Origin of the sequence: Geobacillus stearothermophilus ATCC 12980, from assembly GCF_030369615.1 — a bacterium.
Taxonomy (GTDB): domain Bacteria; phylum Bacillota; class Bacilli; order Bacillales; family Anoxybacillaceae; genus Geobacillus; species Geobacillus stearothermophilus.
This window is the reverse complement of sequence record NZ_CP128494.1, coordinates 1,294,109-1,321,016: the sequence shown is the minus strand read 5'-3', so window position 1 is coordinate 1,321,016 and position 26,908 is coordinate 1,294,109. Positions and strand designations below refer to the sequence as shown.

At 53.9% G+C, this 26,908-nt stretch carries 31 protein-coding genes, 1 other RNA gene, 5 pseudogenes and 1 riboswitch; of the genes and pseudogenes, 5 read left to right on the top strand and 32 right to left on the bottom strand.

The annotated features are described in order from the left end of the window. Positions 1–84 precede the first annotated feature (84 nt). From QSJ10_RS07080 to QSJ10_RS07055, 6 genes and pseudogenes are all read right to left on the bottom strand, one after another. On the bottom strand, positions 85–291 hold the full coding sequence (locus QSJ10_RS07080; RefSeq protein WP_230847107.1) for a hypothetical protein: 207 nt from the start codon (positions 289–291) through the stop codon (positions 85–87). Positions 292–593: 302 nt separating this feature from the next. Next, positions 594–773 (bottom strand): YozD family protein, encoded by a 180-nt coding sequence (locus QSJ10_RS07075; protein WP_033015276.1) that lies wholly within the window; start codon positions 771–773, stop codon positions 594–596. 237 nt (positions 774–1,010) lie between these two features. Next, a complete protein-coding gene (gene yodN / locus QSJ10_RS07070; protein ID WP_033015277.1) occupies positions 1,011–1,652 on the bottom strand; it encodes a germination protein YodN in 642 nt (213 codons plus the stop codon). A gap of 130 nt (positions 1,653–1,782) precedes the next feature. After that, a complete protein-coding gene (locus QSJ10_RS07065) occupies positions 1,783–2,001 on the bottom strand; it encodes a YozE family protein (RefSeq protein WP_033015279.1) in 219 nt (72 codons plus the stop codon). 359 nt (positions 2,002–2,360) lie between these two features. Beyond that, positions 2,361–3,359 carry a biotin synthase BioB gene (gene bioB, locus QSJ10_RS07060; RefSeq protein WP_033015291.1) on the bottom strand — a complete coding sequence of 333 codons (999 nt, stop codon included), beginning with the start codon at positions 3,357–3,359 and terminating at the stop codon, positions 2,361–2,363. A 170-nt stretch (positions 3,360–3,529) separates the two neighbouring features. Beyond that, positions 3,530–3,892 (bottom strand): annotated as a pseudogene (locus tag QSJ10_RS07055) (hypothetical protein); the annotation flags it as partial. Positions 3,893–4,009: 117 nt separating this feature from the next. Here QSJ10_RS07055 and QSJ10_RS07050 point away from each other — a divergent pair. Continuing rightward, the gene (locus QSJ10_RS07050; protein WP_053532319.1) at positions 4,010–4,606 is read left to right on the top strand and encodes a DUF502 domain-containing protein; all 597 of its coding nucleotides are present in this window, start codon (positions 4,010–4,012) and stop codon (positions 4,604–4,606) included. 23 nt (positions 4,607–4,629) lie between these two features. On the opposite strand, the gene QSJ10_RS07045 is transcribed toward QSJ10_RS07050, so the two are convergent. Continuing rightward, complete coding sequence (locus tag QSJ10_RS07045; protein ID WP_033015297.1) at positions 4,630–5,568, bottom strand: magnesium transporter CorA family protein; 939 nt, start codon at positions 5,566–5,568, stop codon at positions 4,630–4,632. A gap of 314 nt (positions 5,569–5,882) precedes the next feature. Further along, positions 5,883–6,029, bottom strand: a complete 147-nt coding sequence (locus tag QSJ10_RS07040) for a hypothetical protein (protein WP_162839626.1) — start codon at positions 6,027–6,029, stop codon at positions 5,883–5,885. A 182-nt stretch (positions 6,030–6,211) separates the two neighbouring features. On the opposite strand from QSJ10_RS07040, the gene QSJ10_RS07035 reads away from it, so the two are divergent. Beyond that, positions 6,212–6,502 (top strand): HesB/YadR/YfhF family protein, encoded by a 291-nt coding sequence (locus tag QSJ10_RS07035; protein WP_033015298.1) that lies wholly within the window; start codon positions 6,212–6,214, stop codon positions 6,500–6,502. 25 nt (positions 6,503–6,527) lie between these two features. On the opposite strand, the gene QSJ10_RS07030 is transcribed toward QSJ10_RS07035, so the two are convergent. From QSJ10_RS07030 to QSJ10_RS06965, 14 genes and pseudogenes are all read right to left on the bottom strand, one after another. Continuing rightward, positions 6,528–6,935, bottom strand: a complete 408-nt coding sequence (locus QSJ10_RS07030) for a hotdog fold thioesterase (RefSeq protein WP_033015300.1) — start codon at positions 6,933–6,935, stop codon at positions 6,528–6,530. Next, positions 6,932–7,249: a hypothetical protein gene (locus QSJ10_RS07025; protein ID WP_033015303.1), complete on the bottom strand. Its 318-nt coding sequence runs from the start codon at positions 7,247–7,249 to the stop codon at positions 6,932–6,934. The genes QSJ10_RS07030 and QSJ10_RS07025 overlap by 4 nt, the downstream gene beginning before the upstream one ends. 14 nt (positions 7,250–7,263) lie before the next feature. Beyond that, the gene (locus tag QSJ10_RS07020; RefSeq protein WP_033015306.1) at positions 7,264–7,680 is read right to left on the bottom strand and encodes an acyl-CoA thioesterase; all 417 of its coding nucleotides are present in this window, start codon (positions 7,678–7,680) and stop codon (positions 7,264–7,266) included. A 112-nt stretch (positions 7,681–7,792) separates the two neighbouring features. Continuing rightward, positions 7,793–8,023, bottom strand: a complete 231-nt coding sequence (gene tlp, locus QSJ10_RS07015; protein WP_033015308.1) for a small acid-soluble spore protein Tlp — start codon at positions 8,021–8,023, stop codon at positions 7,793–7,795. 30 nt (positions 8,024–8,053) lie between these two features. Then, complete coding sequence (locus QSJ10_RS07010) at positions 8,054–8,197, bottom strand: acid-soluble spore protein N (RefSeq protein WP_011231056.1); 144 nt, start codon at positions 8,195–8,197, stop codon at positions 8,054–8,056. Between the two features lie 55 nt (positions 8,198–8,252). Next, positions 8,253–8,384 carry an FbpB family small basic protein gene (locus QSJ10_RS07005; RefSeq protein WP_080706519.1) on the bottom strand — a complete coding sequence of 44 codons (132 nt, stop codon included), beginning with the start codon at positions 8,382–8,384 and terminating at the stop codon, positions 8,253–8,255. Between the two features lie 123 nt (positions 8,385–8,507). Beyond that, positions 8,508–9,035: a TlpA family protein disulfide reductase gene (locus QSJ10_RS07000; protein WP_053532318.1), complete on the bottom strand. Its 528-nt coding sequence runs from the start codon at positions 9,033–9,035 to the stop codon at positions 8,508–8,510. A gap of 138 nt (positions 9,036–9,173) precedes the next feature. Then, positions 9,174–9,323: a hypothetical protein gene (locus tag QSJ10_RS06995; protein WP_015374731.1), complete on the bottom strand. Its 150-nt coding sequence runs from the start codon at positions 9,321–9,323 to the stop codon at positions 9,174–9,176. A gap of 249 nt (positions 9,324–9,572) precedes the next feature. After that, a complete protein-coding gene (locus QSJ10_RS06990) occupies positions 9,573–9,779 on the bottom strand; it encodes a rhodanese-like domain-containing protein (RefSeq protein ID WP_053532317.1) in 207 nt (68 codons plus the stop codon). A 62-nt stretch (positions 9,780–9,841) separates the two neighbouring features. Then, positions 9,842–10,108: a YpbS family protein gene (locus QSJ10_RS06985; RefSeq protein WP_033015313.1), complete on the bottom strand. Its 267-nt coding sequence runs from the start codon at positions 10,106–10,108 to the stop codon at positions 9,842–9,844. After that, positions 10,105–10,293, bottom strand: coding sequence for a hypothetical protein (locus QSJ10_RS06980; protein WP_053532316.1), 189 nt, complete (start codon positions 10,291–10,293; stop codon positions 10,105–10,107). The genes QSJ10_RS06985 and QSJ10_RS06980 overlap by 4 nt, the downstream gene beginning before the upstream one ends. After that, a pseudogene (locus tag QSJ10_RS06975) lies at positions 10,293–11,531 on the bottom strand (P-loop NTPase family protein); the annotation flags it as partial. The gene QSJ10_RS06980 and the pseudogene QSJ10_RS06975, both read right to left, overlap by 1 nt. 402 nt (positions 11,532–11,933) lie before the next feature. Then, a pseudogene (locus QSJ10_RS06970) lies at positions 11,934–12,164 on the bottom strand (solute carrier family 23 protein); the annotation flags it as partial. 2 nt (positions 12,165–12,166) lie between these two features. Beyond that, a pseudogene (locus tag QSJ10_RS06965) lies at positions 12,167–12,409 on the bottom strand (type I phosphoribosyltransferase); the annotation flags it as partial. Positions 12,410–12,524: 115 nt separating this feature from the next. Continuing rightward, positions 12,525–12,626, bottom strand: a riboswitch (purine riboswitch). 389 nt (positions 12,627–13,015) lie between these two features. On the opposite strand from QSJ10_RS06965, the gene QSJ10_RS06960 reads away from it, so the two are divergent. Genes QSJ10_RS06960 through QSJ10_RS06950 form a run of 3 tightly spaced genes read left to right on the top strand, consistent with a single transcriptional unit; the run spans position 13,016 to position 15,320 of the window. Next, complete coding sequence (locus QSJ10_RS06960) at positions 13,016–13,177, top strand: cytochrome c oxidase subunit 2A (protein WP_049625393.1); 162 nt, start codon at positions 13,016–13,018, stop codon at positions 13,175–13,177. Between the two features lie 21 nt (positions 13,178–13,198). Then, complete coding sequence (locus QSJ10_RS06955; RefSeq protein WP_033015318.1) at positions 13,199–13,669, top strand: cytochrome c oxidase subunit II; 471 nt, start codon at positions 13,199–13,201, stop codon at positions 13,667–13,669. Between the two features lies 1 nt (position 13,670). Continuing rightward, positions 13,671–15,320, top strand: coding sequence for a b(o/a)3-type cytochrome-c oxidase subunit 1 (locus QSJ10_RS06950; RefSeq protein ID WP_053532315.1), 1,650 nt, complete (start codon positions 13,671–13,673; stop codon positions 15,318–15,320). 39 nt (positions 15,321–15,359) lie between these two features. On the opposite strand, the gene QSJ10_RS06945 is transcribed toward QSJ10_RS06950, so the two are convergent. From QSJ10_RS06945 to QSJ10_RS06900, 10 genes and pseudogenes are all read right to left on the bottom strand, one after another. Next, positions 15,360–16,862 (bottom strand): carboxypeptidase M32, encoded by a 1,503-nt coding sequence (locus tag QSJ10_RS06945; protein ID WP_033015325.1) that lies wholly within the window; start codon positions 16,860–16,862, stop codon positions 15,360–15,362. Between the two features lie 120 nt (positions 16,863–16,982). After that, entirely contained in the window at positions 16,983–18,920 is a 1,938-nt protein-coding gene (locus tag QSJ10_RS06940; RefSeq protein ID WP_033015327.1) for an ATP-dependent DNA helicase, read from the bottom strand. Positions 18,921–19,050: 130 nt separating this feature from the next. Then, entirely contained in the window at positions 19,051–20,187 is a 1,137-nt protein-coding gene (locus QSJ10_RS06935; RefSeq protein WP_033009237.1) for a THUMP domain-containing class I SAM-dependent RNA methyltransferase, read from the bottom strand. Positions 20,188–20,320: 133 nt separating this feature from the next. Beyond that, an RNA gene (gene rnpB, locus QSJ10_RS06930) (RNase P RNA component class B) lies at positions 20,321–20,719 on the bottom strand. An 82-nt stretch (positions 20,720–20,801) separates the two neighbouring features. Further along, complete coding sequence (gpsB, locus tag QSJ10_RS06925; RefSeq protein WP_033009238.1) at positions 20,802–21,098, bottom strand: cell division regulator GpsB; 297 nt, start codon at positions 21,096–21,098, stop codon at positions 20,802–20,804. Positions 21,099–21,313: 215 nt separating this feature from the next. Further along, complete coding sequence (locus QSJ10_RS06920) at positions 21,314–21,550, bottom strand: CotD family spore coat protein (RefSeq protein WP_033009240.1); 237 nt, start codon at positions 21,548–21,550, stop codon at positions 21,314–21,316. Positions 21,551–21,948: 398 nt separating this feature from the next. Next, entirely contained in the window at positions 21,949–23,220 is a 1,272-nt protein-coding gene (locus QSJ10_RS06915) for a ribonuclease H-like domain-containing protein (protein WP_033015329.1), read from the bottom strand. A gap of 67 nt (positions 23,221–23,287) precedes the next feature. After that, on the bottom strand, positions 23,288–25,564 hold the full coding sequence (locus QSJ10_RS06910) for a DEAD/DEAH box helicase (protein WP_049624871.1): 2,277 nt from the start codon (positions 25,562–25,564) through the stop codon (positions 23,288–23,290). Positions 25,565–25,736: 172 nt separating this feature from the next. After that, on the bottom strand, positions 25,737–26,762 hold the full coding sequence (locus tag QSJ10_RS06905; RefSeq protein WP_053532314.1) for an IclR family transcriptional regulator domain-containing protein: 1,026 nt from the start codon (positions 26,760–26,762) through the stop codon (positions 25,737–25,739). Then, a pseudogene (locus QSJ10_RS06900) lies at positions 26,719–26,907 on the bottom strand (4Fe-4S dicluster domain-containing protein); the annotation flags it as partial. The gene QSJ10_RS06905 and the pseudogene QSJ10_RS06900, both read right to left, overlap by 44 nt. Position 26,908: the final 1 nt, after the last annotated feature.

The following is a 26,908-nucleotide window of genomic DNA, read 5'->3' as shown; positions in this document are numbered from 1 at the left end:
CCTAAACGGCCGGGCTTTATTCGATGTTATCGCTATTATACCATCCCCAATCGGTTGAAGGCGACTGTATTTTTGAATATTCCGTCAACAGACAAGCTGGCGTTCCACCCGTTTCCAGTCATCCGGGCAGAGGCGGTAGTACGTCTGTCCTTTCCGCCCTTCGTCGATCAAGACAATATCGCCGGTCCCCCTAAACCGAGCTTGGCAGTTTTTCGGAATCAAATCAGCCACGTTAAACATTCGGTACAAAATCGACAGCGCCTCATGATGATCGGCGGCCGTCACGGTCAACCGGCATACTTGACGGTATCCTATCCTGAAAATACCCGAACTCCAAAATGTGTAAAATTGTAAAATTCAACATAGAGGTCTTTTCATCCTTCCGATGGTGACGAAATTTTTTTTGTCATGGGAGTCTCACCCATTCTTTTGACGATCGGCGCGACTGGTTCACCGACGACACGATCATGCGGGCGCTCGAGACGCTTCCGCTTCCGGCCTCAGGCGAGATGACCGACCGCTACGAGCGGCATTTGGCCATGATGAAAGCGGCCGCCATCGCGGCGGCCGAGTAATTGTAAAAACGACGACGGTTACTCGTCGTCGACATCAATCTCTTCGTCGATAATGCATTTTTCCAGCAAATAGTCAAACGTAATATCCGCGAGCTCTTCCAGTTCCTCCTGCGTCGGCACAAAGCCGCGGCGGATGAGCTGTTGGTAAAAAAATTCGGCGATCTCCTCCGTATCAATAATCACTTCAATCTCCTTCACTCCATCTCGCCCCCTTTGTAATGTTGTATGTCGCCGCCTTCCGTTTTATGTCAAAAATCATGTTGTACTACTTTTTCCGCTTCCTTCATACCATATGTACCAATAAAACAAAAAAATACGGAGGCGGAACAAAATGGACAAGCTGACGATTGCAGATAAAATAATGGAAACAATTGTTAACAGAATGGCTGCGTTCGTCCTCTTCGCCGGCATTCCCTACTTTCTCTTTGTTCTTTGTCAGTTCCTATTATGGTAGTTTACAATCGTTTGCAACCGTTGAACAACCGTTTCCATCATTCGTTTGTATTGGTCATCGCCGAACCATTCATACAGCGCTTTGTAGTCATTGTACATATCAAGCAGGTCGTCAACCGACGGCCCACTCTTTTCGCCGGCGGGCGGCAGCGCGATCGAGGCCTTCATCGGCGCGGCGATCACGATATCTTGCACGAGCGTGACGGACGTTTCGTCCCCATCGGCCAGCGGAATCATATCTTCGAGATGGACTTCAATTTCCCAGCCGTCCGTCAGCCGTTTCAATTCATAAATCGTCTCTTCCCATCCTTCCCCATAATAGCGGTAAATTTCTGTCCGCACTCCAACGACTTTGAACAATTGGCCGCCATAATCGCGGACGCGGACAATTTCGCCAAGGAAAAACGGCAGCTCAATTTCAATTTCTTCGGCAATCCACAAATCGCCGGTAAATTCAGACAACAACACGAGCGTCTGCTCAGCAAACAGGCTATGGCCATGGTTGATTTCGTACAAAAACGTGCCGTCTACTTGCTGAATATCGGTGACGGTTCCGACTGTTCCGTACAATGTATTGACAACGATATCGCCGACAGAAAATTTCGGGCGTTTCGGCGCGCTCATTGGCATCTCCCACCCTTGTTGAACAAATGGTTAGTATAGTATATGCATGCATACAAGGGTGGACACCTTTGCCAGCGCGGAAAAACGATTGAAATCGCTGTCAATATTCGGAGCAAAACCCTCTTCCATGTTATGCTTCGTGTAAAAACTGCTCCCATAGTTCATCAAAGAGAACCATGCTTTCCAAATAATCGCCATGCACCTCCAAATACCCGCTGAGCTCCTCGTAGTCGGCCGATCCTTTTGGAAAGCTGTGGTCATCGTACGCCCCGTTCGCAAACCGGACGATTGGATCTTCTTCACACCCGTGGCGGAAGCGCAATAAGTAACGATAAAACGATCTTGCCATGTTTCCCCATCCCCTTCCTTTCTCTTTGTTGCTATTATAATGAGCTTTTTTCTGTTTGTGAAGCTTTTTTGCCGCTTGTATTGCCATCGTACGCGCCACGTTCGCGTTTCATGCCAACCATCGGGCCGCTGTTTCCATAAAATCCCCGTCCTTCTAGAAGCCGTTTCCAATGACCGATCCCGGACTAGCCATATGAAAAAGGGCTGACCCAAAAGAGCGGTAATGCTCCTATCTGGGGCGACATAAAAATAGACCACCATGAAAAACCCGGTAAAACCGAGGATTTCAGAGGTGGTCTCTTTCACATACTTCGGTTACATTCCATCAAAAAGGGACTTTTGAGTCAGCCCCGTCAACCGTTACACCACCCCGGCGGGCGGTGCTGGGGCAAATTCAATTTCAAATCCTAGATCTTCAAGCATTTGATAATCGGCCGCCTTTTCCTGCCCGGCCGTCGTCAAATAGTCGCCGACAAAAATCGAGTTGGCGGCATACAGCCCGAGCGGCTGAAGGGAGCGCAAGTTCACTTCGCGTCCGCCGGCGATGCGGATTTCTTTCGTTGGATTCATATACCGGAACAGCGCCAACACTTTCAAGCAATAGCGCGGGTTTAGCTCGTTCGTGCCGGCCAGCGGCGTTCCGTCGATCGCGTGCAAAAAGTTGACCGGAATGGAATCCGCGTCGAGCGCCCGCAGGCTGCGCGCCATCTCAACGACATCCCGCTTTGTTTCCTTCATGCCGACAATGACGCCGGAACACGGCGAAAGACCCGCCTCTTTCACCGTTTCCACCGTCCGCACCCGATCGTCGTATGTATGGGACGTCGTAATGTTCGGGTGGTGCTGTTTTGACGTGTTAATATTATGGTTATAGCGGTCCACGCCCGCCTCCTTCAGCCGCGCCGCCTGCTCCGGCTTTAAAATCCCCAGGCAGGCGCACACTTTCAGCCCGAACCGCTCTTTAATTTCCTTGACCGCGGACACAACGGTGTCGATCTCCTTATCGCTCGGCCCGCGGCCGCTCGCCACAATGCAATACGTTCCGATGCGCAGCCGGTGCGCTTCTTCCGCTCCGCGGAGCAGCGTCTCCTTATCAACCATTTTGTACGTTTTCACGGGCGCCGTCGCTACGGCCGACTGGGAACAGTAGCCGCAATTTTCCGGACAGAGACCGGACTTAGCGTTAATGATCATATTCAGTTTTACCTTGTTGCCGTAGTACGCCGAGCGGATGCGGTACGCCCCTTGCAAAAGAAGGAGCAGCTCCTCGTCCGGACAATCCAATATCGCCAGCGCTTCCTCGTCGGTCAGTTCATGGCCGTCGAGCACTTGTTCAGCCAAATGAAGCCAATTTGCCATCGTTCCTCTCCCCTTTCCACATCATTACATTTATCGTAACGAATCGGGCGATTGATTGTCAACCTAAATTTATTTTAAGTTTACTTTTCGGGCGAACGCCCGCTGATGAACCATCCGATGCAAAACAAGGCAAGCTTCCGTTTCGGACAGCCTGCCTTGCCGCCTTCAGCTTAGCGCGTCAATTTTTCGACGATGTCGCGGGCGATCCAGACGCCGCAAGCGCTCGCTTGGGCGAGGCCGCGCGTAATGCCGGCGCCGTCGCCGCCAACGTACAGCCCAGCAATTTCTGTTTCAAACCGGTCGTTTAGCTTCGGGCGCGCCGAATAAAACTTCGCCTCGACGCCATAAAAGAGCGTATGTTCCGACGCCAGCCCCGGGGTGACGTGATTGAGCGCTTCCGTCATCTCAATCAAGCTTTTCATCGTGTTGTACGGCAACACAAGGCCTAAATCGCCCGGCACCGCCTCTTTTAGCGTTGGTTCAATAAATCCTTCTTTAATCCGCTTTTCCGTCGACTGCCGTCCTTTTAAAAGCGTTGTCGGCAAAAAGAAAAACTGGTATGGTAGGAAAGGAGCAGCTTCCCGCTTGTTTCCGTCGATCGAAGTGGGGAGCTCCGCGCCAAAGAGAATGAAGGAAAGGGGAGCAAACGGATGCGCTTTTTGGCCAAAAATTTCCTAAACGGCATGTTGACGATCGTGCCGATTTTCGTAGCGGTCTATGTGTGCTACAAAGTATTCACCGTTTTGGACGGATTGCTCGGTCAATACGTCCGCCCACACCTGGACAGCCGCTACGTCCCCGGCCTTGGTTTGCTCGCAACGGTTGCGCTCATCACGGTCTTCGGCTGGCTGTCGACGCAATACGTGAGCGGCCGCCTCATTCGACTGATCGACCGGTTGCTTGAAAGCATTCCCTTCCTGAAAACCGTTTATTCGGTCGCCAAAGATACGATCGCCTCTTTGATCGGGGAAAAACGGTCGTTTTCCAAAGTCGTGCTCGTCACGCTGCCGGAAAGCGGCTGGAAATGCCTCGGCTTCATTACAATGGATGACGTCGGCGCCTGGCACGATCCGCTGGCCGATTATGTGGCCGTCTATGTTCCGCAGACGTTTCAAGTTGCGGGGCTGACGCTCCTCGTTCCAAAAGAACAAGTTGAAGTCATCGACATGGCGCCGGAAGAGGCGATGAAGTTTATCCTCTCCGGCGGAGTGGCGGCAAGAACGCAAAAACGGCTGCCCGAACAATAGGGCAGCCGTTGTTCCGCCGGCCGTCAAAAGTATCGCTTTTTCCAAAAGATGTACGCCGTCGCCGCTGACAGTGAACCGGCGAGCGCCATCGCGATCAAAAAGGCGTACGGAGAGTGTTGGTACGGAATCGGTACGTTCATGCCGTAGAAACTCGCCACCATCGTCGGCAGCGAAATGACGATCGTAATGGCGGTCAAAAACTTCATCACAATGTTTAAGTTGTTCGAGATGACCGAAGCGAACGCATCCATCATGCCGCTTAAAATGCTGCTGTATACTTCGGCCATTTCAATCGCCTGCTTGTTTTCAATAATGACGTCTTGCAGCAAATCTTGGTCATCTTCGTACATGCGCAAATAGTTGAGGCGCATAAGCCGCTCCATGACGATGTTGTTCGCCTTGAGCGACGTCATAAAGTAGACTAAGCTTTTTTCCATGCTAAGGAGCGAAAACAGTTCTTTGTTTTTCATCGACTGGTGCAGCTCTTTTTCAATTTCGCTCGTCCGCCGGTTGATTTGCTTCAAGTAGCGCAAATAATACGTGGAAATCATGTACAGCATTTGCAACGCAAACCGCGTCTTCATAAACGTGTAAAAGTTTTTGATTTTGTTTTTTGAAAATTCCTCAAAAATCGGATTTTCTTGCAAACAGACGGTGATAAAGCATGTGTTCGTAATGATCATGCCGATCGGAATCGTTTCATAAATCGGGCCGTCCACTTCATCATGGGCGGCGATCGGAATGTCGACGATAATGAGCACATGGTTGTCTTCCTTTTCGACGCGCGACCGCTCCTCGTCGTCCAACGCATCTTTGATCGAATCGATCGGAATGTCCAAATGGTGGGCGATGTAGCGAATTTCGTCCTCGGTCGGAGCGACGAGATTGATCCAGCAGCCGTTTTCGATCCGGTCAATTTCGCGCATTTTGCCGCTCGCATCAGACAAATACATTTTCATCATCTGGCATCCTTCCTCCTTTTCATGCGAGGAAGGCGGCGCCTCTTCCTTTCCGTCCGGAGCTCGTTTTCGTATGATGAGCAGCGGGCGGAAAAAGGAACAGGCCGCGTTCCCCGCTATATTCCGGTTCCGGTTCGTTCGGGCTCGAACTACTCATATACGAAAACGCCACTCCTTTCAAAAAAGATGTCCCTCAAGTAATGATAACGCGGATCGGCCCGTTTGTATAGTAGTTGCCATGAAAAAAAGCAGCCTACTGGCTACTTTATTCACAAAACAGCGCGATGTTCAACCATCGCCCGTTCGATTCGGCTTTTTTATTCGCTCGATGGCGTCGTGTTGAAAAAATCAGGCGCTTGTTTGCCCGTTTGCTGGCTGTCCGAGCGGCGCGGATGCTTTTCATTGCTTTTCCCCATCAGTCCGTCGGATTCGTAGCTGAGCGGAAACGTCCGCTTTTTGCCCACCGCCCTCACCCCCTTCGCTTTTACTGTTTGCCGCCAGCCAGCGTTTTACTCCAACCGATGAAAACAAGGACACCGCCACTTTATGGAAAGCATTTTATCCTAAAATTGTCAGCTAATGTTCACACAATCGTTTTACAGGCGCCGTCCATTCACTTATAATAAACAAGTGAGGAGGGGAAGCCATGAATATCATGATTACAAAAAAAGCGTTTGATTGGTACAAGCAGGAGCTCGGGCTGAAGCCGGGCGATGCGATCCGCTTTTTTGTCCGCTACGGCGGGTACAGCACCGTGCAAAAAGGGTTTTCGCTTGGCATGACGAAAGACGAGCCGGCAGGAGAGCCAGCGGCGCAGACAACGGTTGACGGCGTGACGTTTTTTGTCGAAGACAGCGACCAATGGTATTTTGACGGCCGCGATTTGACGGTTGATTTGGACGAAAAAAGCGGCGAACCGGTGTTTTTGCTCCATTAACCAGCGAAAAAAGCTAGCCGTGACGCTAGCTTTTTCGAATAATGGCGATCGTGCAGCGGGAGATGCAGACGAGCTCCCCTTGTTCGTCCGTAATGCGCACATCCCAAACCATCGTCGTCCGGCCGCGGTGCAACACCGTCCCTGTCGCCGTCACCGTCCCACGGCGAACGACGCGGACGTGATTGGCGTTGATTTCCAATCCAACGACGTTTTCCGTGTTGGGGTCCACAAGCGCGTACGCGCCGATGCTGGCGACCGTCTCGGCCAAGGCAACCGATGCTCCGCCGTGCAACAGCCCGGCCGGCTGATGCGTGCGATGGTCGACCGGCATCGTCGCCACGACACGCCCTTCGCCAAGCTCGATGATATCGATGCCGAGCGTCTCGATTAACGTATGTTTTGTCATTTCTTTTACAACAGCCAAATCGATCATGACTCCTTCTTCCCCCGTTTCGTGAATCGTTCCAGCTCATGAAGCCGGCCTTCTTGCCGCAAAATGCGCACCTGCGTCTCCCCAAGCAAATCGAAATGCGGAAACTCGTTGCGCCGGTCGATCCACTCTTCCTTCAGCCCGTATTGCCTCCCCCAGGCGGCAAGTTTTTCGACATCGGCGCAGCCGACTTTCGTCACCGTCGTGCAGTGCGGAAACCGTTCATCATGCCAATAATGGGTCAAAAAGGCGATTTCGCCGCGCTTCACTTTTTCTTTCCATGCCGCGAGCTCGTGGCGGCGAATGCCAAACGCCATCGCACCGCTCCCCTTTATCGTTTCGCCCGCTCATACGCTTCATGCCACTCGGGAAAATATTTGCGGATGACGATCGGCCGAAACGTATCGCGCTTGACGCAAACGTGCTGCGATTTGCCGGTCACGGCCACCTCGCCGTCCGGGGCGAGAATCTCGTAGCCGTATGTGACGCGGATGCCGTCGTAAGCGTCAATCCATGTGCGGACGGTCGCCGTTTCCCCATAACGAAGCGGCTTTTTGTACGACACTTGCAAATCGACAACAGGCGAAATGATGCCTTCTTTCTCCATGTCGGCATAATGAAAGCCAAGCTGTTTGATCAATTCCGTACGCCCGACTTCCATCCAAACTAAATAGTTCGCGTGGTAGACGACGCCCATTTGGTCTGTTTCCGCATAACGCACTTCAATTTGTTTTTCTGCCACTTTCATGTTCGTTCTCCCTCCATTTTTTGCCGGGCTTCTCCTTTATGTTACCATTTGTCCGTCCGGCCGCTCAAGCGGCAACCCAAAAAACAAAGCCGCCCGCATCGGGGCAGCTTTGTCATAATTGGTAGCCGTGCTCCCGTGCAGCGGCTTCGTCTTTAATTTCCGCGCGCATGGCCGCGATCGCTTCTTCGCGGCGGCGGTTTTTCTCGCGAATTTTCTCCCGCTCTTCCGAGGAAGCAAACTGCATCGTTTCTTCGGCTTTTTCAATATTTTCAATGGTGTTTTGCACCATCTCTTGCAGCTTCTCAACATTGTCGCTGCGGTCATCCGGTTTCGGACGCGGCATATAGGCTTCCTCCTTTACGAGATTTTCCAGCTACTCACCCTTCGTTTGGATGACTTGAGCATGCTGGCCGGATTGATCTTGCATTTGTTTGCCTTTGTTTCCTCCAGCGGCGCGAGGCTGTGTTCCGATATGGTTGGGAACAAAATGTTTGCGGCTTCCTTTCGGATTGCTCATTGTCTTCGCCTCCTCGCCATCTAGTCTGTCCGCCCGGAGGACCGCTATGCATGGGTCATTCTGCTTTCTTGAGCATCCGCTCTTCCAGCTTTTTCTCGATTTTCTCGAGCGCTTCCCGGTCGCTCAACAATTGCCGTTTGTTCTCGCTGATCAGTTCTTGGAGAGTCATTTTGCGGGATCGTCTCATCGCTATCAACCTCCCCTCATTTATATTGTAATCTTATTCATGCCCAAAAAAGATAAAAATTATGACAACTTTTCAAAAAATAATGAACCATAAAAAAAAGCGCCTTCCGTCAAAACTGTTCGGTCAACGAAAGAGCGCTGTCTTCTTTTCGAGTTGCGCGGCGGTCACCGGGCCGATGATTTTTTGCCGGATGACGCCGTTTGGGTCGATGATATACGTCGTCGGAATCGTCTGGATTCGGTATCGGTGAAGCGCCTCGCCGCGCACATCCAAGGCGACGGGCAACGTCAGTTTTTTGTCTTTCGCAAATCGCTCCGCATTATCGAGTGTATCTTGCGTCGTCAAATGGACGGCAAGCAACATGACTTCGCGGCCGTGCTGCTTGTAAAACGCCTCAAGCTCCGGCATTTCCTTTTTGCACGGCGGACACCACGACGTCCAAAAGTTGAGGACAACCGCTTTGCCGCGCAAATCAGACAGCCGGACGGCTTTGCCGCCAAGCGTCGGCAGCGTCAAATCAGGGGCCGTCTGGCCGATGCCCGGGCCGCTTTCTATTTCGTCTGTTTCCTGTTCGTTCCCGGCAGCCATCACATTCCAAAGACCATAGCCGGCAACGGCCAAAAACAATAGGACGACGAACCATTTCCGCACGCATTTCCCTCCCTGCCGGCCGGCGCCCTTTCTTCCATCCAGCGCCCTCCGCCGCTCTGCCCATCATTATAGCACATACGTTTGTGTTTGCCAACGTTGACGTCTAAGGACGAAAAAACGAGGGGCGAGCCCTCGTCATTAACGGATGTTTTTATGGTCGTTTTTCAGTTTCTCGGCTTCCACCTCGGCGTACGAAGCAAACTCGCTCGTCCATTCATTGAAGCCGTTTTTCTTTTTGGCGTTGTTGTTCCGTTGGGCATTGGCATTGCCAAGTTTGGTCCGGCCCATGCGTCTCCTCCTCTGCTTCCGTCGGTTCACCTATAGTATCCGCCAGCGGCCAAAAAACTATGCATACAGCGGCTTCAACCGGCGTCCGAAACAATGGAAGAAAAGCGAACCAAACACTAGGTGAAAATCGTTGAAAATCAACAACGCTTCGACCTCATGCGGACCGAAAAAAGAAAACGAAAAGAAAACAACGGTTCCATCCGACAACACCGAGGCGTCGAATGATGTTTCAGCCCGAATCGGAGAAAACTAAGCATCGGATGACGGGTCACCCGTTTCAATCGGGTACACCGCTCCGGGAATATGGTCTTCCCGGTAAAGAGACGCCCCTTTAGCCGGATCGCCAAGCCAAAACCGGCAATCAACAATACGGATGGTTTCATCGGACAAATGCGCCAACAGCCATTCGTGGGAAACGAGAGACGCCATTGTTTCTCCCCCCTCTTTCGTTTTCATCAGCCCGGCCTGCTTACAGGCCGGCAGCCGGGCAGCCAATGCCAACGCTTCGGCTGTGTGCGTTACTTCTCTTCAAGCTGGCGCACGTAGTCGCGCACCATCTCTGGCGTTACATAGCGGCGCGCCGGCACGAGGCCGCCGGCGGCCAGCTCGTTCATTTGTTTCGTCACTTCATTGATCGCCTCGACCGTAAACGGCTCACCGCGGCGGCACCGTTCAACCGCCTCATCGATGCGCCGCTCGCGCTCGAGCTCAAGGGCGGCAAACCGCTTTAAGATGGCGTGCTGTTTGTTGATATGGGCGGTGATGGCGTGATGTACTTCGCTCAATGGTCCTCGTCCTTTCCTGCTTCTTTTTCCATCAAACGCCGGACGTTCGGTTTTGGCGTCCAGCAGTTGAACCGATAGTTTGGCTTCGTCTTATAGCCGAGCCGGCGGCAATACGTGTACAGCCCGTCGGCTCGCTTTTCTATACGGTAGTAGATGCATTTAGCGCAAGCGTGAAACCGGTTCATCAACGCGCCTCCCCGACGCGGCCCGAAAGAAGGCCGCGAAGCGCCGCTTCGATGCGGGCGAGCGCCTCATGATCCGCCGCTTCGGCGAGCGCGGCAAGCAAGCCCTCCATATAGCTGTCGACTTGTTCCGCGAGAGCGGCCAAAAGTGCGGCGACGGCAGCCTTGTATTGTTCTTCGTACGTCGCCACAAGCCGCTCTTTTTGCTCAGCCAAATAGGCGTCGATCGGCTCGACAAGCGCCGCCTCAATTTCCTCTTTCATCCGCCGCTTTTCGTCGCGCTCAAAAAACGATTTGGCGTTTTTATACAGCGAAAGCGCCTTGGTAAACCGCACCCGGTCTACATCCCCAAGGGCGTTGGCAAACTCCGGCGCCGAAAAGGCAAACGGCTCAGGCGGCGTGAGCGCGAGCGCATCATCGAAACGACGAAGCTCATGGAATAGGCGCGAGAACTGCTCGGCCAGCTGTTTGTGCAAAAACGACTCAACACGCAAGCTCGTCGCCCGCAACTCTTGGGCCAAATCAAAGCCAACCGATGCGAGCAACTCGTCGAGGCAACGCTCAAGCGCCCGCCGCGCCGGGCCTTGGTCGTCGCGGAGCACCGCCGGGTTGAACGCCTCCTTAAACACATCGTTGAGGCGGAAAAAGACGCGCTGCTTGACGTAATAGAGCAATTCGTCGACTTCCTGGCGAAGCGCCTGCCGGCCGTAGGCATCATCAATGCCAGCAAGCACGGCGTGCATCTTCGTTTTCACCGCCTCAAGCGCCTGCCGTTTCTCCGCTTTTTCCGCTTCGCTTTGCCCTGCGGCGCGCGCGAATTCCTCTGCCGCCCGCCGCGCCCGCTCAAGCTCGGCATATGCGCTCTCGACGGCGACTTCCGCCAGTTCTTCCGTTAAGAAGCGGAAGAAGTCGGTTTCAAAGGCAGACAAGCCGGAGTCCGCCAAGACGCCGCGCGGACCGGGCTCGGCCCCCGTTTTTTCCGCCAGCGCCAAGCGGCTTGAGAGCGCATAAAGGCGCGGGAAGCGGATGCCGAAGCGGGCGAGCTCTCCGTTCATATAGGAAATGACGGCCTCAAGCTCCTCTTTCGACTGGGCCAAATCAGCCGCATTGATGATGAAAAACATTTTATCAAGCGAAAACGCATCTTTGACGCGCCCGAGCTGCAGCAAAAACTCCCGGTCTGCCTTCGAGAACGCGTGGTTGTAATACGTGACAAACAGCAGCGCATCGGCATGCTTCACTTTATCGGCATTTTCGTTGTCGCCGGCTTGCTGAAGCCGGTCGTGCATATTTGTCATTTTCGCCAGCCACGGCCGCAATGGCGGCCGCTCGATCACAATATTCCCATGACCAAAACCCCTTTGTTTCCGTCAATGTCATTTACATTCATTTTACTGTATTTCGCCCCGTTTCCCAATAGGAAAACAAAAAAATCCCGCCGGTTCGTTCAGCGGGATGAATGTTTTTCCCCGGCCCGCAGCCGGCGAGCCATTGGCGTCAATGGAACCGTTTCACAGCCGGCTGTCTTTGTTTTACTTGCGCACTGCCGGAAACACACGCCCGTTCTCCCCGCAGCGGCGGCACGAAGCGCGGCCGCAGCCTCAGGAACAGCTGATGGATTTCTATGAAAGCGATCAATACGATTATGAAATTTTTTGTTCCTGCAACGGCAGTGCAGCCGATTTTCTCGCCTTGCCGAAATGGAAGACGGCATTTAAAAGGATGGCGGTGAGGCCGCCGGCGACGATGCCGCTGTCCGTCAAAATGCGCAGGCCCGCCGGAAGCTCAGCAAACAAGTTCGGCACCGCCGTCACCCCAAGCCCTATGCCGACCGAGCAAGCAATGATCAGCAAGTTTTCTTGCATAGCCAAATCGGCTTACGGGCAACGACAAGCGGGATGCCAAGTTCATACGCGGCCATGATGGCCGGGCTGATGCCCGATGACTCAAGCGTCAACACTTTCGTCGGCCGCTCGCCGCAAAACCGGCCGGCAAACGCTTCGCCGATCCGCTTCATCAGCTGTGGGGCGACCTGATGGTTCAAAAAGCGATCGACTTTCAGCACCCCGCCGGCCAGCACCTCTCCTTCAGTGGCAATTTTTTCGAGCAATTCGCGCATGCCAATCCCCTCCAAAATAAAAAAGCTTAAAAAACACCGGCCTCACTCATTCCATGAGTCAGGCAATGTCTTTTAAGCCAAGGCAAAAGGAAGGCGCAAGACGGCCATGGCCGCCCCCCTTGACATTACCACTCATAGTCAGCCGATTTACGGTCGGCTGGTAGAGACTCGCAAGCCGTATTCTTGCGATTATATGAGTGAGTCAGCGTGATTCAGTTACTAGCAGTATACCATGGAAAGCGGCGGATGAGAAGCGGTTTTTTAATAAAAAAAAAAAACGAACATTAAATAAAAAAATAATTAATCATTCGTTTTTACTCTCCTTTGCCGTCAGCTATCTTCGTTCCGATTCTGTCCGGGACAAAACCGTTGCCGCTGTCCCTCATCAGACGGATCCGCCGCCTTTTTCCTTCCCGCCCTTTTCCTACATTGTTCACCATCGTCACCATTTGTTCAAACTTCTTGTGTTGTTTTTGTGAGAAAAGTCACTGTTGCAGCCGTTTTGTACGGTTATGATAGTGTCAAAGCAGGGAAACTCACGCTTGGCGCACCTGCCTGTCAACGTTATGGGGGATGAATCCAAAACGCACGAGGAGGGATGAAAGGATGGCCAAACCAGAGCGGACAAAACCGACGGCAATGGACCGGCAAACAAAAAAGGAAAAAGAGCCGGCGCTCAGCGGCACGCTGTCGTCCGTGTTTTTGCTCGGCTTTTTCATCATTTTCGCCTGGGTCAGCGTCTACTTTTTATTTTTACACCGCCTGTAAGCGGCAAGGGAGGGACTTGAGATGCACATTCATAAGTATGAAAAAATTTGGCTGACGTTCGGCATCGGTTGTTTGATCGTCTTTTTGACGGTCGTCGGCGTGAGCGCTTTCGCCGCCGGACAGCAGCCGCCAAGCTGTCTGACGACGATCGATCCGGAAAAAGTGGACACTACCCCGCCGTTTGATCATCCGGGGCTTGTGAAAAAAGGGGATGACGAATACGAACTGAACATCGTCGTGGCCGCGTTTTCCTTTACGCCAAATGCCATTGAAATTCCAAAAGGAGCGAAAGTGACGATCAACGTCACCTCAAAAGATGTCATTCACGGGTTTGAAATTCCCGGAACGAACATCAATATGATGGTCGAACCCGGCTATGTCAACAGCTTGACAACGACGTTTGACAAACCGGGCGAGTATACGATTCTTTGCAATGAATATTGCGGCGCCGGCCACCATATGATGACGGCGCGCATTAAGGTGGTGGAGTGAGATGGTGAACTCGTTGGAAAAAGTCGATCGCCGCGACGCCAAACTGGCGCTGGCACATTTGTTTGTCGCCTTTACCGCCCTGGCGCTCGGGGGATTCGCCGGTTTGTTGCAAACACTCGTCCGTTCCGGCAAGTTTGAGCTGCCGGCTGGGATCAGCTATTACACGATTTTGACGACGCACGGCGTCTTGCTTGGGCTTGTGCTGACGACGTTTTTCATTATCGGCTTTCAGTTCGCTGCGGTCAGCCGCACGACCGGAGCGCTCTCGGACGGTTCGCGCCGGCTCGGCTGGATCGGTTTTTGGATGATGACGGCAGGGACGGCCTGCACAGCCTTTTTCATCCTAACCGGCCAAGCATCTGTCTTATATACGTTTTACGCGCCGCTTCAGGCGCACGCTGGCTTTTACATCGGCTTGGCGCTCGTCGTCGTCGGCAGCTGGGGGAGCGGGTTTGGAATGTTTGCCCATTACGCGCGCTGGCGGAAGGCGCACCGCGGTCAGGCGAGCCCACTGTTGGCGTTTATGTCTGTCACGAATATGGTATTATGGCTCATCTGCACGCTTGGCGTAGCCGCCACCGTCGTCTTTCAGCTCATTCCGTGGTCGCTTGGGCTCACGGATCGGGTGAACGTGCTCTTGAGCCGGACGCTGTTTTGGTATTTCGGGCATCCACTCGTCTACTTCTGGCTATTGCCGGCGTATATGGTTTGGTACGCTGTCATCCCGAAAGTGATCGGCGGCAAAATATTCTCCGATTCGCTCGCGCGGCTGGCGTTTATCTTGTTTTTACTGTTTTCGATTCCAGTCGGCTTTCACCATCAATTGCTGGAGCCAGGGATTTCGCCGTTTTGGAAGTACGTGCAAGTCGTCTTGACGTTTATGGTCATCATTCCGTCGCTCATGACAGCGTTTGCCATGTTTGCGACGTTTGAATCGTACGGCCGCTCGCAGGGGGCAACCGGCCTGTTCGGCTGGTGGCGGAAATTGCCGTGGGGCGACGCCCGCTTTTTCGCACCGTTTGTCGGGATGCTGTTTTTCATTCCGGCCGGCACGGGTGGAATCATCAATGCTTCGCACCAGCTCAACCAAGTCGTTCATAACACGATTTGGGTGACCGGCCACTTCCATTTGACCGTTGCCACGACGGTTGTGTTAACGTTTTTTGGCGCATCGTATTGGCTCATCCCGCATTTGACCGGCCGGGTGATGACGAAAGCGATGAACCGGCTTGCCATCATCCAAACGATCGTATGGGCGGTCGGGATGACATTTATGTCCGGCTCGATGCACTTTGCAGGCTTGCTCGGGGCGCCACGGCGCTCAGCGTTCTCCACATACGGCAACTCGCCGCAGGCGCTTGAATGGATTCCGTACCAAATCGCCCAGGCGGTCGGCGGCACCATTTTGTTCATCGGCATCATTTTGATTCTTGTCATCGTCATTAACCTAGCGTTTTTCGCTCCGAAAGGCGAAACCGAATTCCCGGTCGCCGAAGCGGCCGCCCCGCAGGAACGGGCGGCGTTGGCGCTCGAAAACTGGAAGCTGTGGATCGGCCTCGTTGTGGCGCTCATTGTCATCGCCTATACGGTGCCGCTCATTGACATCATTCAAAATGCTCCGCCGGGGTCGAAAGGATACAAATTATGGTAAGCAAATCCCCCTCTTCCAAACCGGAGAGGGGGATTTGCTTTATAGACAATAAATCGCTTTATATTTTTCTTCTAAATAACGGATCAAGTGTTCGGCGTTGAGCGGCTCACCGGTGGCATCGCGCACAAGGTTGAGCGGCTTTTTCGTTTTTCCGAATCGATGAATGCGCTCGGTCAGCCATTCACGAATCGGCGCGATGTTCCCTTCTTCAAGCAACGCCGCCATGTCGAGTTCTTTTTCGAGCGCCTGTTTGAATTGCGCCGCGTACATATAGCCGAGCGCATACGACGGAAAATAGCCGAAGCTGCCGCCCGACCAATGGACGTCCTGCAACACGCCGACCGCATCGTTGTACGGGCGGATGCCAAGATATTGCTCATATTTCTCATTCCATACGTCCGGCAAGTCCGCCGCTTCGATATCGCCGGCAAACAGCTGCTTTTCGATTTCGTAGCGGATGATAATGTGAAGCGGATACGTCAGTTCATCGGCTTCAATCCGGATCAGCGACGGCTTCGCCTCATTGATCGCCCGGTAAAACGCATCCAGCGAAACGCCGGCAAACTGCGATGGCGCGTATTGCGAAAGACGTGAATAATGCCGCTTCCAAAATGAATAGTGGCGGCCAACCATATTTTCGAAAAACAGTGACTGCGACTCGTGAATGCCCATCGATGCCCCACCGCAAAGCGGCGTGCCGACAAGCGTTTCGGAAATATGTTGTTCATACAGGGCATGGCCGCACTCATGAATCGTCCCGAAGATGGCGGTGCGAAAATCGCGTTCGTCGTAGCGCGTCGTAATGCGCACATCGTTTGGGTTCAACCCGATCGCAAACGGATGAACCGTCTCATCAAGCCGCCCTTTGCCAAAGTCATAGCCGAGTTCCGGAAGCAGCTCCAAAAGAAACGCCCGTTGCCGTTCTTTCGGAAACGCAGCAAACAAAAACGACGTATCCGGCTTATTTGGGGCGGCGGCAACGGCTTGTACAAGCGGAACGATGCGTTCACGCAGCCGGCCGAACAGCTGATCGAGCAGCTCGACCGTCATGCCCGGCTCATATTGATCAAGCAGCGTGTTGTACGGATGCCCTTCATATCCCCAGTACTCGATAAAACGGCGCTGAAACTCGATGATTCGCTCCAAGTACGGGCGAAAACGGGAAAAATCAGCGGTTGCTTTCGCCTCTTCCCAGACGCTTTCCGCTTTGGAGCGAAGTACTACATACTCCTTGTATTCGGCAACGGGAATTTTTTTATTGCGCTCATATTCTTTTTTGCACTCATCGAGCGTGCGCTGCGTCACTTCACCAAGCTGTTCATACACCCCTTTGGCTGACAGTTTGGCGATAAACGCCGCCATCTCTTCGGATATCGACATTTGGAACGCTTCCGCCGACAGCATGCCGATCACTTCCGAGCGCTGTCCGACTCCTTTCTTCGGAGCCCCGGTCCGCAAATCCCAATACATGAGGCCGATCGCCTCATGGTATCCCATCATTTTTTTGACATATTCCAAAAATTGTTCTTCCATTCGCTTCATCGAGCCCCATCCTCCCACTGTTTTTGTTGGCCGTATCATCATTTCCATAACAAGTGGGCATTTTCCTGCTGACACATCGGGAAATATCCGCTTCGGCTGCAAAAAGAAAAAGGGAAGAACTTATTCTTCCCTCACCGCTGTCGGCAGCACCTCTTTGACCGCTTGGATGACTTGCGCATCGTCGCGGTCAGTGACAAAAATGGAGACGATGCCGCGATCATCGCGGGTGCGGATGAGCCGTCCGACCCCTTGACGGAGGCGGAGCAGCATGTACGGCACATCAACGCTCCAAAACGGATCGCGGTATGCCTTCCGTTTCGCCTGAAACACCGGATCGTTCGGCGGATACGGAAGCGACCAAATGATGACGTTTGACAATGACGGCCCCGGGATGTCAAGCCCTTCCCATAAATGTTCCGAACAAAGCACGGTCTCCTCATTGCGCTGAAACTCGGCGACCAAATCGCTGATTTCACGGTCTCCCTCAAACAAGAACGAAAACGGTTCATCGGCCGCTTCTTCTTTAAATTGGAGCAGCTCTTCGCGCGTCGGGAACAAGATGAGCGCCCGGCCGCCGGTTTCGCGCAATTTTTCGAGCGCATAGCGATATTTTTCCGCAAACAGCGTCTCGCCGGCGCGGAACGTCGGCATATAAATTGTCATTTGCTCATCGTAATCAAACGGCGATGGCACGCTGAACGACAAATAGTCATCAATGCCCAAGCTTTGGGCAATATAGGCAAACGATTTTCCGCTCGACAGCGTCGCCGATGAAAAGATAAACGGCATTCGTTTGCTGAACACTTTTTCGCGCAGCACTTCCTGCACGGTGCGCGGCATGACGACCAAAGTCGCCTCTTGGCGCGATGACTCAAGCCATGTGATCGCATCGGCGTTCGTCAAAAACAAGTCGAGCGAATATTGAATTTGATCCAAATATTCGTCCACGATGTTCAGCTGATAATGGTCGATCGTATACGTCTCGCTTTCAAACACAAGCTCATTGCCGATTTCAACGATTTGCCTGTGCAGCTGCTTCGCCCATTGCTGCAGGGCGGGCGACGGCAAAATTTCTTTCCGGTTCGATCCGGGAACGTCTTTCGCGCACGCTTTCAATTCCGCAAAAAAGCGCGCGCTCGTCTCCAACGTCTCCTCAATTAAATAAGCGAGCTGTTCACGGATGTCGTTTTCGAGCAGCCTTGTCAGCAGCATCTCAAGCGTCGTCTCTTTCATCCGGTACGTCAGCGCCTTTTGCGCGGCAAACTCAAGCAAATGCCCCTCATCGAACACGATGCAGCTCGCCTCCGGCAACAGCGGCAGCTGGCCTTCCCGCTTGCGCGCCTCATACGTCCAGACGTGTTCCATATAAAAATCGTGCGAACAGACGATCAAATCCGTCGCTTTTCGATAATAATCGCGCCAAAGCGTCTGGCCGCAGCGGTGCCGCTTTTCACATGTAAAACAATCCTGAAACGGGTCCCAGGCGATTTTTTTCCACTGCTCATCACTCAAATGGGCGTATTCCTTCCGGTCGCCATAGCGGTAAAACGACTGCATCGGTTTATTATCGTGGACGAATGCCGGAAGCTCATCAAAAATTCGCTCGTATAATTCGATATCCTCGTCATCATATGTCGTGACTTCTTCGAGCTTATTTAAACATAAATATTGATCCGGCGATTTGGCCAGCCGGACGTCGATATGCAGTCCAAGCACATCGGACAATTTGGCGATATCCCCTTCTTTTTTGACGAGCTGCTCGATCAATGTCTCATCCGCGCAGGCGATGATGGCCGGCTTGCCAGTGTAGCGGGCGTAACAAATCGCATACAGCAAATAGACGATCGTTTTTCCCGTGCCGACCCCGGCTTCGGCAAACATCACCTTTTTCTCGCGAAACGCGCGCTCGAGCTGGAACGCCATATAAATTTGCTCATCGCGCAGCTCAAACCCGGCCTCTGGCAAAATATCGTAAAAAACATCGCCGATCCATTGGCTGAGCTTGTCAAAGAAGTTTTCGTTTTTTTCTACTGTAAATGGATAACGATCATGGCTCATCGCCGCCACCCCTCCAAATTGGCATAAACTCCCCCGGCATCATCATGCATAAGCGCGCAACAAGTTTGTTGCGCGCTTATTCTCAATAACAAGACAATATTATGATGGATCGCCGCCGAGAAGTCAACTTCTAGCCTTCACGCGGCGGCCGCGGCCCCCAATATTGGTAGTAATGCGTTTCGATAAAGCCGTTAAACAGCTTGCGCCGTTTGGTTGCCGGTCGGCCGTAATGCGTTTCAAAGCCGCGGTGGGCGGTTAAGATATAGACCGACCACGTATCCAAAGAGGCGTAGGCGCGGCCGATAGCGCGATAGAGCGCTTCCACTTCCCGGCGTTCGCCAAGCCGCTCCCCATACGGCGGATTGCCGACAATCACTCCGTACCGCTTGTCCGTCCGAAACTGCTCCGCCCGCCCGACTCGAAACGACAATAAATCGGCAAGCCCTGCTTCCGCCGCGTTCGCCTTGGCGGTTTCCACCATGTGCGGATCGATGTCCATCCCGATAATATCCAAAGGCTGGTCATAGCGGGCCAGCGCTTCTGCTTCTTCGCGCGCGCGCTCCCACACTTGTTTCCCGATCCACGGCCATTGTTCGGAAACAAAGTCGCGGTTGAATCCAGGGGCAATGTTTTGGCCGATGAGCGCTGCCTCAATGGCGATCGTGCCCGAGCCGCAAAACGGGTCAACAAACGGGCGATCCGGCGTCCAGTTGGTCAGCAGCACCAAGGCGGCGGCGAGCGTCTCTCTGAGCGGCGCTTCCCCTTGGCGGAGACGATAGCCGCGCTTGTGCAGCCCGGCGCCGCTCGCATCGATCGTCAAGGTGGCGATGTCCTTATGGAGCGCCACTTCGATGCGGTAGAGCGCCCCTGTTTCAGGAAACCACGACAGCCGATAGCGCTCCTTTAGGCTTTCAACAACCGCTTTTTTGACGATGGCTTGGCAATCGGAGACGCTGAACAACGTTGATTTCACCGATTTTCCAATAACAGGGAACGAGGCGTCTTTCGGCAAATAATCAGCCCATGGCAGCGCCTTCGTCTGCTCAAACAACTCTTCAAACGTCGTCGCCCGAAACTCGCCGATTTTGAGCTTCACACGGTCGGCAGTGCGCAGCCAAAGATTGGCGCGGCAAATCGCAGCCGCATCACCTTCAAACATCACCTTGCCGTTTTCCACTTGGCATTCGTAGCCAAGCCGGCGCACTTCATCCGCCACAACCGCTTCGAGCCCCATCGCGGCCGTGGCAATGATTGAAAATCGCTCCATCCGCTTCCCCCTATTCTGGCAGGCAATATGTATTTCATCTCCAAGTATAACCATCCTGCAAAACAACCGATACAAGAAAAGCCCTCCTTCATGCAGGAGGGCTTTTCATGATGCCATCACCACGTTAATCATGCTCTATAAGCCATGTTCTGTACCTTCGTACTGCAAGCGGCTTTGCGCCTCGTACTCCGGCGGTAATCATCTATCTACAGGCTGCATGCGCCGCCTGTCCTTCCCTCCGTTCATTTCCTTCGGGAAGGTGCCCCTACCATCATTTGGGTTTCTCGCTCGTGGGGTTTACCGCGTTCCACCTCTAAGGTTTCCCTTAGAGCTCCGTCACTGTGGCACTTTCAGGGTAATCGAACCATATCCCGAGCCGGGACGTAGGTTCTTTCCCCGCCGTCAGCCCAGCCGAAGCCAGGCTGCCCTAGCTTATGGATTCGCTAGGCACGAACACTACGGGCATCTCAGCACCGTGCGAGCATGGACTTTCCTCTACGGCCGAAACCGGCCGCAGCGATTACCCGAGCATGATTAACGCTGCGAGCATTTTACAGTATAATCGATTTTTCACATAAGAGCAAGAGAAAAAAATTGGAATTTGTCTACATCGCCTACTCGTACAGCTTCCGGCCAAACACATGTTTCTCTAAATTGGACAGGCGCTGCAAAATATCGTAGTTTGTCGTCCCGGCCGATACCGACGGCCGCTTTTGCAGCTCCTCGACTTGCCGCTTCAGGCGGGCGTTTTCTTGTTGCAGCTCTTCAATTTCCTGCTGAAACGCTTCGTAATCTTTGATGATCATATCTAAAAACTGGTCCACTTCGTCTTGATTGTACCCCCGCATGCTCACCTTAAATTCCTTTTCTAAAATGTCTTTCGGCGTTAGTTTTACGCGATTGGCTGACATGGCTTTCACCTCAATCCGCTTTCAACTCTTTTCTTTATTTTTTCAGAAATCGGTCCGGTTGTCAATTGACGTTTTCTTTATTCCGGTCGCGAAACCGAATAAAAGGAAATGATTCCATCCATCCCCTCATACTTGAAAACGGATGTTCCAGCGCATGGTCCGGACACCGTTTGACAAAAAACAGAGGCCGGCGAGCGGCCCCTTCGTCCGTTTGTTTAATATCCAACCGGGAACGGCGGCATCGGCCCTGGGCAATACAGGTGCCGGTTGGCAGCCTGAGCGACGGCCGATTCCGTATGCGGGAAATAATGGTGATGTTCATACAATTGGTGATACACATGCATCGTATGCGACGGATGGATATGCGGCACAATCGTTGCTTGAAAATGATGTTGGACGCAGCATTGAGGCGGATGAACAATCGGCGCCGTTACATAAGGCGGGCAATGCATAGGCATCCTTCTCCTTTCATCTAGACTGTTGGTTTGCAATACTAGCCTATGATGAACGAACCGAACTCGTACTAGTGTAGATACCCATTTTGCACGGCGGCGCTGCCAAACCGAATCCGCTTCTTCAGCCCCGCCCACGCGGCGCCGGTCATCTCGGGCATCGTGAACCGTTAATAAACATAATGGAACACGACAAACGTCAAGCCGACGACAATAAAAAAGAGGTACAAAATTTTTTTGTACATGCTCCTCATCACATTCTTCTCCCTGCCCTCGTTTTCGTTCATTCCGACGCCATTGTACACGTTTTTTTATTTTTCTACAAGATTCGCAGCAAAAGAAGAGTAGGAATTTTTCTGTTTCTGTCACATTTTGCGCTTGCCGGGGAAATGGGCGTCTCATTTTCCCGGCCTGTTTTTCTTGCGCATAAGCCGCTCAAGCCGCTTGCGCCACTCCCGCTCCTCCCCGTCCGCCGCCTGCCGGCTCGCCCTGGCAAGCGACCGCCATGCCTCATACGCCGCCGCCGCATAACGGTGCGCTTCATCAAGGTCACGGAAATAATGTTCGTACGCTTTCGCCAGCTCAAGGCCCGCTTTCATCTTCCAATAGACGCCACACTCCAATAAGTCGCGCCAAAGCGCCGCCGCCTCGTCATACCGTTTTTCCTTCCGATATAAAAGCGACAGTTGCCACTTCGCCATATGCGCTTCTTTCGCCTGCCCGGCGCCCGCCTGTTCATAGACGCCCCGCGCGGCCGCCGTCTCCCCGACCGTTTCCAACCAGCGGGCAGCGGCCAGCTGTTCGCCTGGATCGGTGAGTTGGTTTGCGTCAAGCAGCTGAATCGACAAATGAATGTATAACACGATGAGCGACAACACGTCTTGCTCATTATGGCGCAAAACGGGCATGATCCGGTCGGGATGGGGCGTTTGCAAAAACGCTTGGTACATCATCGGCGCCAAAAAACCAGGCACATCATCGTTCCGTTTGACGCCAAGAATATGCCGCTCCACTTCAGCCAACCGCAGCGAATCGAGCCGGCCTTTCCATAATCGGCGGGCGGCATGGTACAAATCGAAATGACCGAACGCGGGCAGCTTCGGCACCATGTCACGGACAAGGGCATGGCGCGTTTTCAGCCGCGGCCAGTCGAACGCTTTTCCATTGTACGTAACAAGCGTCGTATAGTTGACATCGGATAAGAAACTTTGATAAAGCGCCACTTCCGCTCCGGGATGCGGCAAAAAATGCTGGCGGACGATGACGCAATCACCGGCAAAGCGGGCATGGCCGAGCAAAAACATGACATTTCCCGCTCCGCTTGAAAGCCCCATCGTCTCCGTGTCAAAAAAGAACAAGTCGCCAACGGCAAACCCGCGGCACGAGAGCGGGTGGGAAAACGGCGCCTCCTGCCAGCGCCGGTGCACCTCATAAAACGCACCGAGCCGATAGCGGCCATGTTCGTGATCAAGCGGGTACACCGTCTCGCGGACAAGACAATAATCGCCGGCAAACGAATGCGGAACAACGCCGCATTGTCGCCACTGCTCAGCAAACGGCACGTCCGCCGCCCGGCATTCACCCGCTTCTGCTTCAAGTTCTCCGGCCGCAGCCTTCGGTTGATGCCGGGCGGCCAGCAGCTCTTTCCATTGCGACAGCTTTGGCTTCATCCGTCTCGCCCTTCCTTTCCGTCCAGTCTCGATGACCGGGAAGCTGCGCCGCAGGGCGCGGTTGGCGCTAAGCCGAGGAACCGCTCCGCACAGCGAGCTGTTCAGCTAAAAACTGCACCAATTCATGCTTGACCGGCATTCCTGCCGCATCAAGAGCACCGATGCACGATGGACAGCCATCCGCACACGGACAGCGCTCCACCCACTCTTTCACTTTCGCCAGCATTTGTTCATACCGCTCAAACAGCGCTTCCGATAAACCGATGCCGCCCGGATAGCGGTCATAAAGGAAAATGGTCGGCCGTCCGGAGTGCGGCGCCTTCAGCTGCGGCACAACATGAATATCCGAGCGGTCGCACATGACAAACATCGGCACTAGATGGCCAAGCACGTTGGCGATGCCCACCAGAATGTGCTCAAACAACGCCGGGGAAAACCGCGGCGGCACTTCCATCCATTCGAGCCATGCCGCCGACGTATGAAGCGTTTCTTCCGGCAGGCGGATCGGCCCCCATCCAATGTTTTCAAACGTCGACAGTTTCAGCTTTTTAAACATCGTCGCCATCGCCCGGACCGATACATCGCCGTACTTGACGGCCATCGCCCCTCGTTCGGCAGTACGGTCTTCAGACAGCACTTCAAGCTGCACGGCCAGATTGGCATCGGTGAAATATTCGACATCCACTTGACGGACGTACGCTTTTTTCTCCTCCCAATCAAGCTGCTCAACTTGGTATTGCGTCCCTTCGTGCAAATAGATCGCTTCTTCATGGAGCAGCGTCATCGCGCTGAAGCGATCCATCTCACCGATGACACGATGGCGGGCGGTGTCAGAAACATCGATAATGACGACATTTTCCTGCGCCGCAGAGCGCAAACTAATGTTTTGCGCCGGAAACGCTTCGCTCATCCAATGCCAGCGGCCGCTGCGCTCATAAAGCACCCCCTGCTCAGCCAAAAAATCGAGCACTTCTTCGACCTCGACTCCACCAAACGTCTCGCCGCGCCGAAACGGAAGCTCGTACGCGGCGCATTTAAGATGGTCGACTAAAATGAGCATATTATCCGGATTGATGCGGGCTGTTTCCGGCGAGCGGGCGAAGAAGTATTCCGGATGGGCGGCGATGTACTGGTCAAGCGGACTTGAACCGGCCACCATAATCACGAGCGAATCGCCATGGCGGCGGCCGGCGCGGCCGGCTTGCTGCCACGTGCTGGCAATCGTTCCTGGGTAACCGGCGAGAATGCACGCCTGCAGCTGGCCGATATCAACGCCAAGCTCGAGCGCGTTTGTGCTGACCACCCCGATAATGTCCCCGCTGCGCAGCCCCTTTTCAATCGCGCGCCGTTCGTTCGGCAAGTAGCCGCCGCGGTAGCCGCGGACCATCGTTTCCCCAATCCGCCCCTTCACCGCCGCCTGCAAATGGCTTAAGATAAGTTCGGCGCGGACGCGGCTGCGGGCGAACACAATCGTCGGAATGTGGTTGCGTAAAAGCTGCCGCGCCAGTTCGACCGCCGTTTTCGTCGCACTTTGACGGACGTTCATCGTCCGCTCGACGACCGGCGGATTGTAAAACACGATATGTTTCCGTCCGCGCGGCGCCCCGTTGTTGTCAATCAGCGCCACCGGTTCGCCAATCAGCCGCTCAGCCAACTCCTGCGGATTGGCGATCGTCGCCGAGGTGCAAATAAATGTCGGCCGGCTGCCGTAAAAGGCGCAAATCCGCTTTAGGCGGCGGATGACGTTCGCGACATGGCTGCCGAACACGCCGCGGTATGTATGCAGTTCGTCGATGACGACGTAGCGCAACTGTTCAAACAGCGACATCCATTTCGTATGGTGCGGCAAAATGGCGGTATGGAGCATGTCCGGGTTGGTGATGACAATATGACCGGCCTGGCGGATTTTTTGCCGCAGCGCCGGCGCCGTATCGCCGTCGTATGTATAGCTGTAAATCGGCGTTCCCATCTCGGCGATGATTTCATGTAATTCGTTTTTTTGATCTTGGGCGAGCGCCTTGGTCGGAAATAAGTAAAGAGCGCGGCTTTCCGGCGCCTCCGCGATCGCTTGCAGCACAGGCAAATTGTAGCAGAGCGTTTTGCCGGATGCCGTCGGCGTCACGGCGACGATGTTCCGCCCGCTTCGCACCGCCTCATACGCTGACGCCTGGTGCGTGTAAAGCGAGGCGATGCCGCGCGCTTCAAGCGCCGCGCGCAGCCGCGGATTCAATTCGGTCGGAAACGGAACTGTGTCGGCTTCTTTCGGCTCAATTTCATGCCAATGAACGACGTTCGGGTCCTGACGAAGCTGTTCGATCCACTCGGAAAGCGTCTGTTTGTTCACGTTGCCAATCACCTCGTTTCTATTTTACATGCATCATTGCCGTTTGCACTAGCAAAACGCGGCGAAAAGCGGGCGTCTTTCGGAAAGCGAAGCGCAACACGGCTCGGCTGCATGCCCTTCCGTCCGCCATGCCCAGCCGGCCGTTCGCGCCGCAAAACAAAACGCCCAGCCGTTACGGCTGGACGGAATGAATCGGCCGATGGCCGAGCCGGGCGGAGAGTTCTTTGCCGATTTGGCGCATGCGCGCAGCAAGCCTCATGATGCGGTCATCCGTCATGCGGATCGTCGGGCCGAAAACGCTGACGGCGGCGACAACGCTTCCTGTATAGTCGAAAATCGGCACCGCGACGCAGCGGATGCCATATTCATTTTCTTCCAGGTCAAGCGCATATCCGTTTTGCCGAATGGTGTCAAGCTCGCGGAAAAACGCCTCGCGGTCGGTGATCGTCCAATCGGTATGTCTGGGCAACCCTTTCCGGTCGATGATCTCGGCGGCGACAGCCGGCGCTTTGGCGGCGACAAACGTATTGCGGAGCGTGCCGATGCCGTCCACTTCACATTCAATGACTGTTCCCGGGCCAACCAGCTCAGCGCCGACCGGGCTTCCGGTTAAAATGACATCGCCCGGCTGCAACGTCATGACATGGGACAAATAGGAGATCATTTTGCTGATCGAAATGATCATGAGCTCTGTCGGGCTGTTTTGTTTTTCGACGCCGTTCACGCGCGCTTTCACCGACACCGACAGCGGGTCAAGCTCCGTTTCAATAACCGGGCCGAGCGGCTTGCTCGCATCAAACAACACAAGCGGGTGCAAATTGCCGTCTCCAGAATGGAAAATATTCACAATCAGAAGCCCGTATTTGCGGCTGATGTTGGCGATTTCGTTCAACACTTCCGGCAGCCGGCTGCGCGGAATGACGCCGTCTTGCACTAAATAATCCGGCGAAATCGCCCCCATGGCGCCAAAGCCGGTTTTCCGGTTCGCCCACCAGCGCGCCCGCTCTTCCTCTGACTGGGCGACTTTCACTTCGCGCACATGGTGGCGGCGGCAAATCGTTAAAATATCGTCGATTTGCTCGTCAATCCCGGCGAAAATGCCGTCCACTTCAATGAGCAACAGCGCGGCGATGTCTTTCGGATGGCCGACTGGAAACGCGGCCGCGCGGAGAGTGCTGCTCTTGGCCGGTTTGTTCATACGTCGGACACGACTCCAAGCACATGCCGCAGTGGACGCAATCAGCCCACTTGCTCGGGTCCGGCAAGTCGGGAAATCGGGAGTTGCCGAGGCTTGTGGTCGCACACGCCGGGCTGTCCGTCCGTTCGTTGATTATCGTGCTCATG

What these genes read in the sequence shown, in the direction of transcription:
- QSJ10_RS06940 (WP_033015327.1), bottom strand. Translation starts at nt 18,920, where the DNA reads ATGAGCCATGATCGTTATCCATTTACAGTAGAAAAAAACGAAAACTTC.
- QSJ10_RS07050 (WP_053532319.1), top strand. Translation starts at nt 4,010, where the DNA reads ATGCGCTTTTTGGCCAAAAATTTCCTAAACGGCATGTTGACGATCGTG.
- QSJ10_RS07025 (WP_033015303.1), bottom strand. Translation starts at nt 7,249, where the DNA reads ATGGCGTTTGGCATTCGCCGCCACGAGCTCGCGGCATGGAAAGAAAAA.
- QSJ10_RS06935 (WP_033009237.1), bottom strand. Translation starts at nt 20,187, where the DNA reads ATGGAGCGATTTTCAATCATTGCCACGGCCGCGATGGGGCTCGAAGCG.
- QSJ10_RS06905 (WP_053532314.1), bottom strand. Translation starts at nt 26,762, where the DNA reads ATGAACAAACCGGCCAAGAGCAGCACTCTCCGCGCGGCCGCGTTTCCA.
- QSJ10_RS07045 (WP_033015297.1), bottom strand. Translation starts at nt 5,568, where the DNA reads ATGATGAAAATGTATTTGTCTGATGCGAGCGGCAAAATGCGCGAAATT.
- QSJ10_RS07065 (WP_033015279.1), bottom strand. Translation starts at nt 2,001, where the DNA reads ATGGCAAGATCGTTTTATCGTTACTTATTGCGCTTCCGCCACGGGTGT.
- QSJ10_RS06945 (WP_033015325.1), bottom strand. Translation starts at nt 16,862, where the DNA reads ATGAAGCGAATGGAAGAACAATTTTTGGAATATGTCAAAAAAATGATG.
- QSJ10_RS06920 (WP_033009240.1), bottom strand. Translation starts at nt 21,550, where the DNA reads ATGCATTGCCCGCCTTATGTAACGGCGCCGATTGTTCATCCGCCTCAA.
- QSJ10_RS06960 (WP_049625393.1), top strand. Translation starts at nt 13,016, where the DNA reads ATGGCCAAACCAGAGCGGACAAAACCGACGGCAATGGACCGGCAAACA.
- QSJ10_RS06915 (WP_033015329.1), bottom strand. Translation starts at nt 23,220, where the DNA reads ATGAAGCCAAAGCTGTCGCAATGGAAAGAGCTGCTGGCCGCCCGGCAT.
- gpsB (WP_033009238.1), bottom strand. Translation starts at nt 21,098, where the DNA reads ATGTCAGCCAATCGCGTAAAACTAACGCCGAAAGACATTTTAGAAAAG.
- QSJ10_RS07035 (WP_033015298.1), top strand. Translation starts at nt 6,212, where the DNA reads ATGAATATCATGATTACAAAAAAAGCGTTTGATTGGTACAAGCAGGAG.
- QSJ10_RS06955 (WP_033015318.1), top strand. Translation starts at nt 13,199, where the DNA reads ATGCACATTCATAAGTATGAAAAAATTTGGCTGACGTTCGGCATCGGT.
- QSJ10_RS06980 (WP_053532316.1), bottom strand. Translation starts at nt 10,293, where the DNA reads ATGAACCGGTTTCACGCTTGCGCTAAATGCATCTACTACCGTATAGAA.
- QSJ10_RS07010 (WP_011231056.1), bottom strand. Translation starts at nt 8,197, where the DNA reads ATGAGCAATCCGAAAGGAAGCCGCAAACATTTTGTTCCCAACCATATC.
- QSJ10_RS07005 (WP_080706519.1), bottom strand. Translation starts at nt 8,384, where the DNA reads ATGAGACGATCCCGCAAAATGACTCTCCAAGAACTGATCAGCGAGAAC.
- yodN (WP_033015277.1), bottom strand. Translation starts at nt 1,652, where the DNA reads ATGAGCGCGCCGAAACGCCCGAAATTTTCTGTCGGCGATATCGTTGTC.
- QSJ10_RS07020 (WP_033015306.1), bottom strand. Translation starts at nt 7,680, where the DNA reads ATGAAAGTGGCAGAAAAACAAATTGAAGTGCGTTATGCGGAAACAGAC.
- QSJ10_RS06950 (WP_053532315.1), top strand. Translation starts at nt 13,671, where the DNA reads ATGGTGAACTCGTTGGAAAAAGTCGATCGCCGCGACGCCAAACTGGCG.
- QSJ10_RS06995 (WP_015374731.1), bottom strand. Translation starts at nt 9,323, where the DNA reads ATGGGCCGGACCAAACTTGGCAATGCCAATGCCCAACGGAACAACAAC.
- QSJ10_RS07030 (WP_033015300.1), bottom strand. Translation starts at nt 6,935, where the DNA reads ATGATCGATTTGGCTGTTGTAAAAGAAATGACAAAACATACGTTAATC.
- tlp (WP_033015308.1), bottom strand. Translation starts at nt 8,023, where the DNA reads ATGCCGCGTCCGAAACCGGATGACCGCAGCGACAATGTTGAGAAGCTG.
- bioB (WP_033015291.1), bottom strand. Translation starts at nt 3,359, where the DNA reads ATGGCAAATTGGCTTCATTTGGCTGAACAAGTGCTCGACGGCCATGAA.
- QSJ10_RS06990 (WP_053532317.1), bottom strand. Translation starts at nt 9,779, where the DNA reads ATGAAAACGAAAGAGGGGGGAGAAACAATGGCGTCTCTCGTTTCCCAC.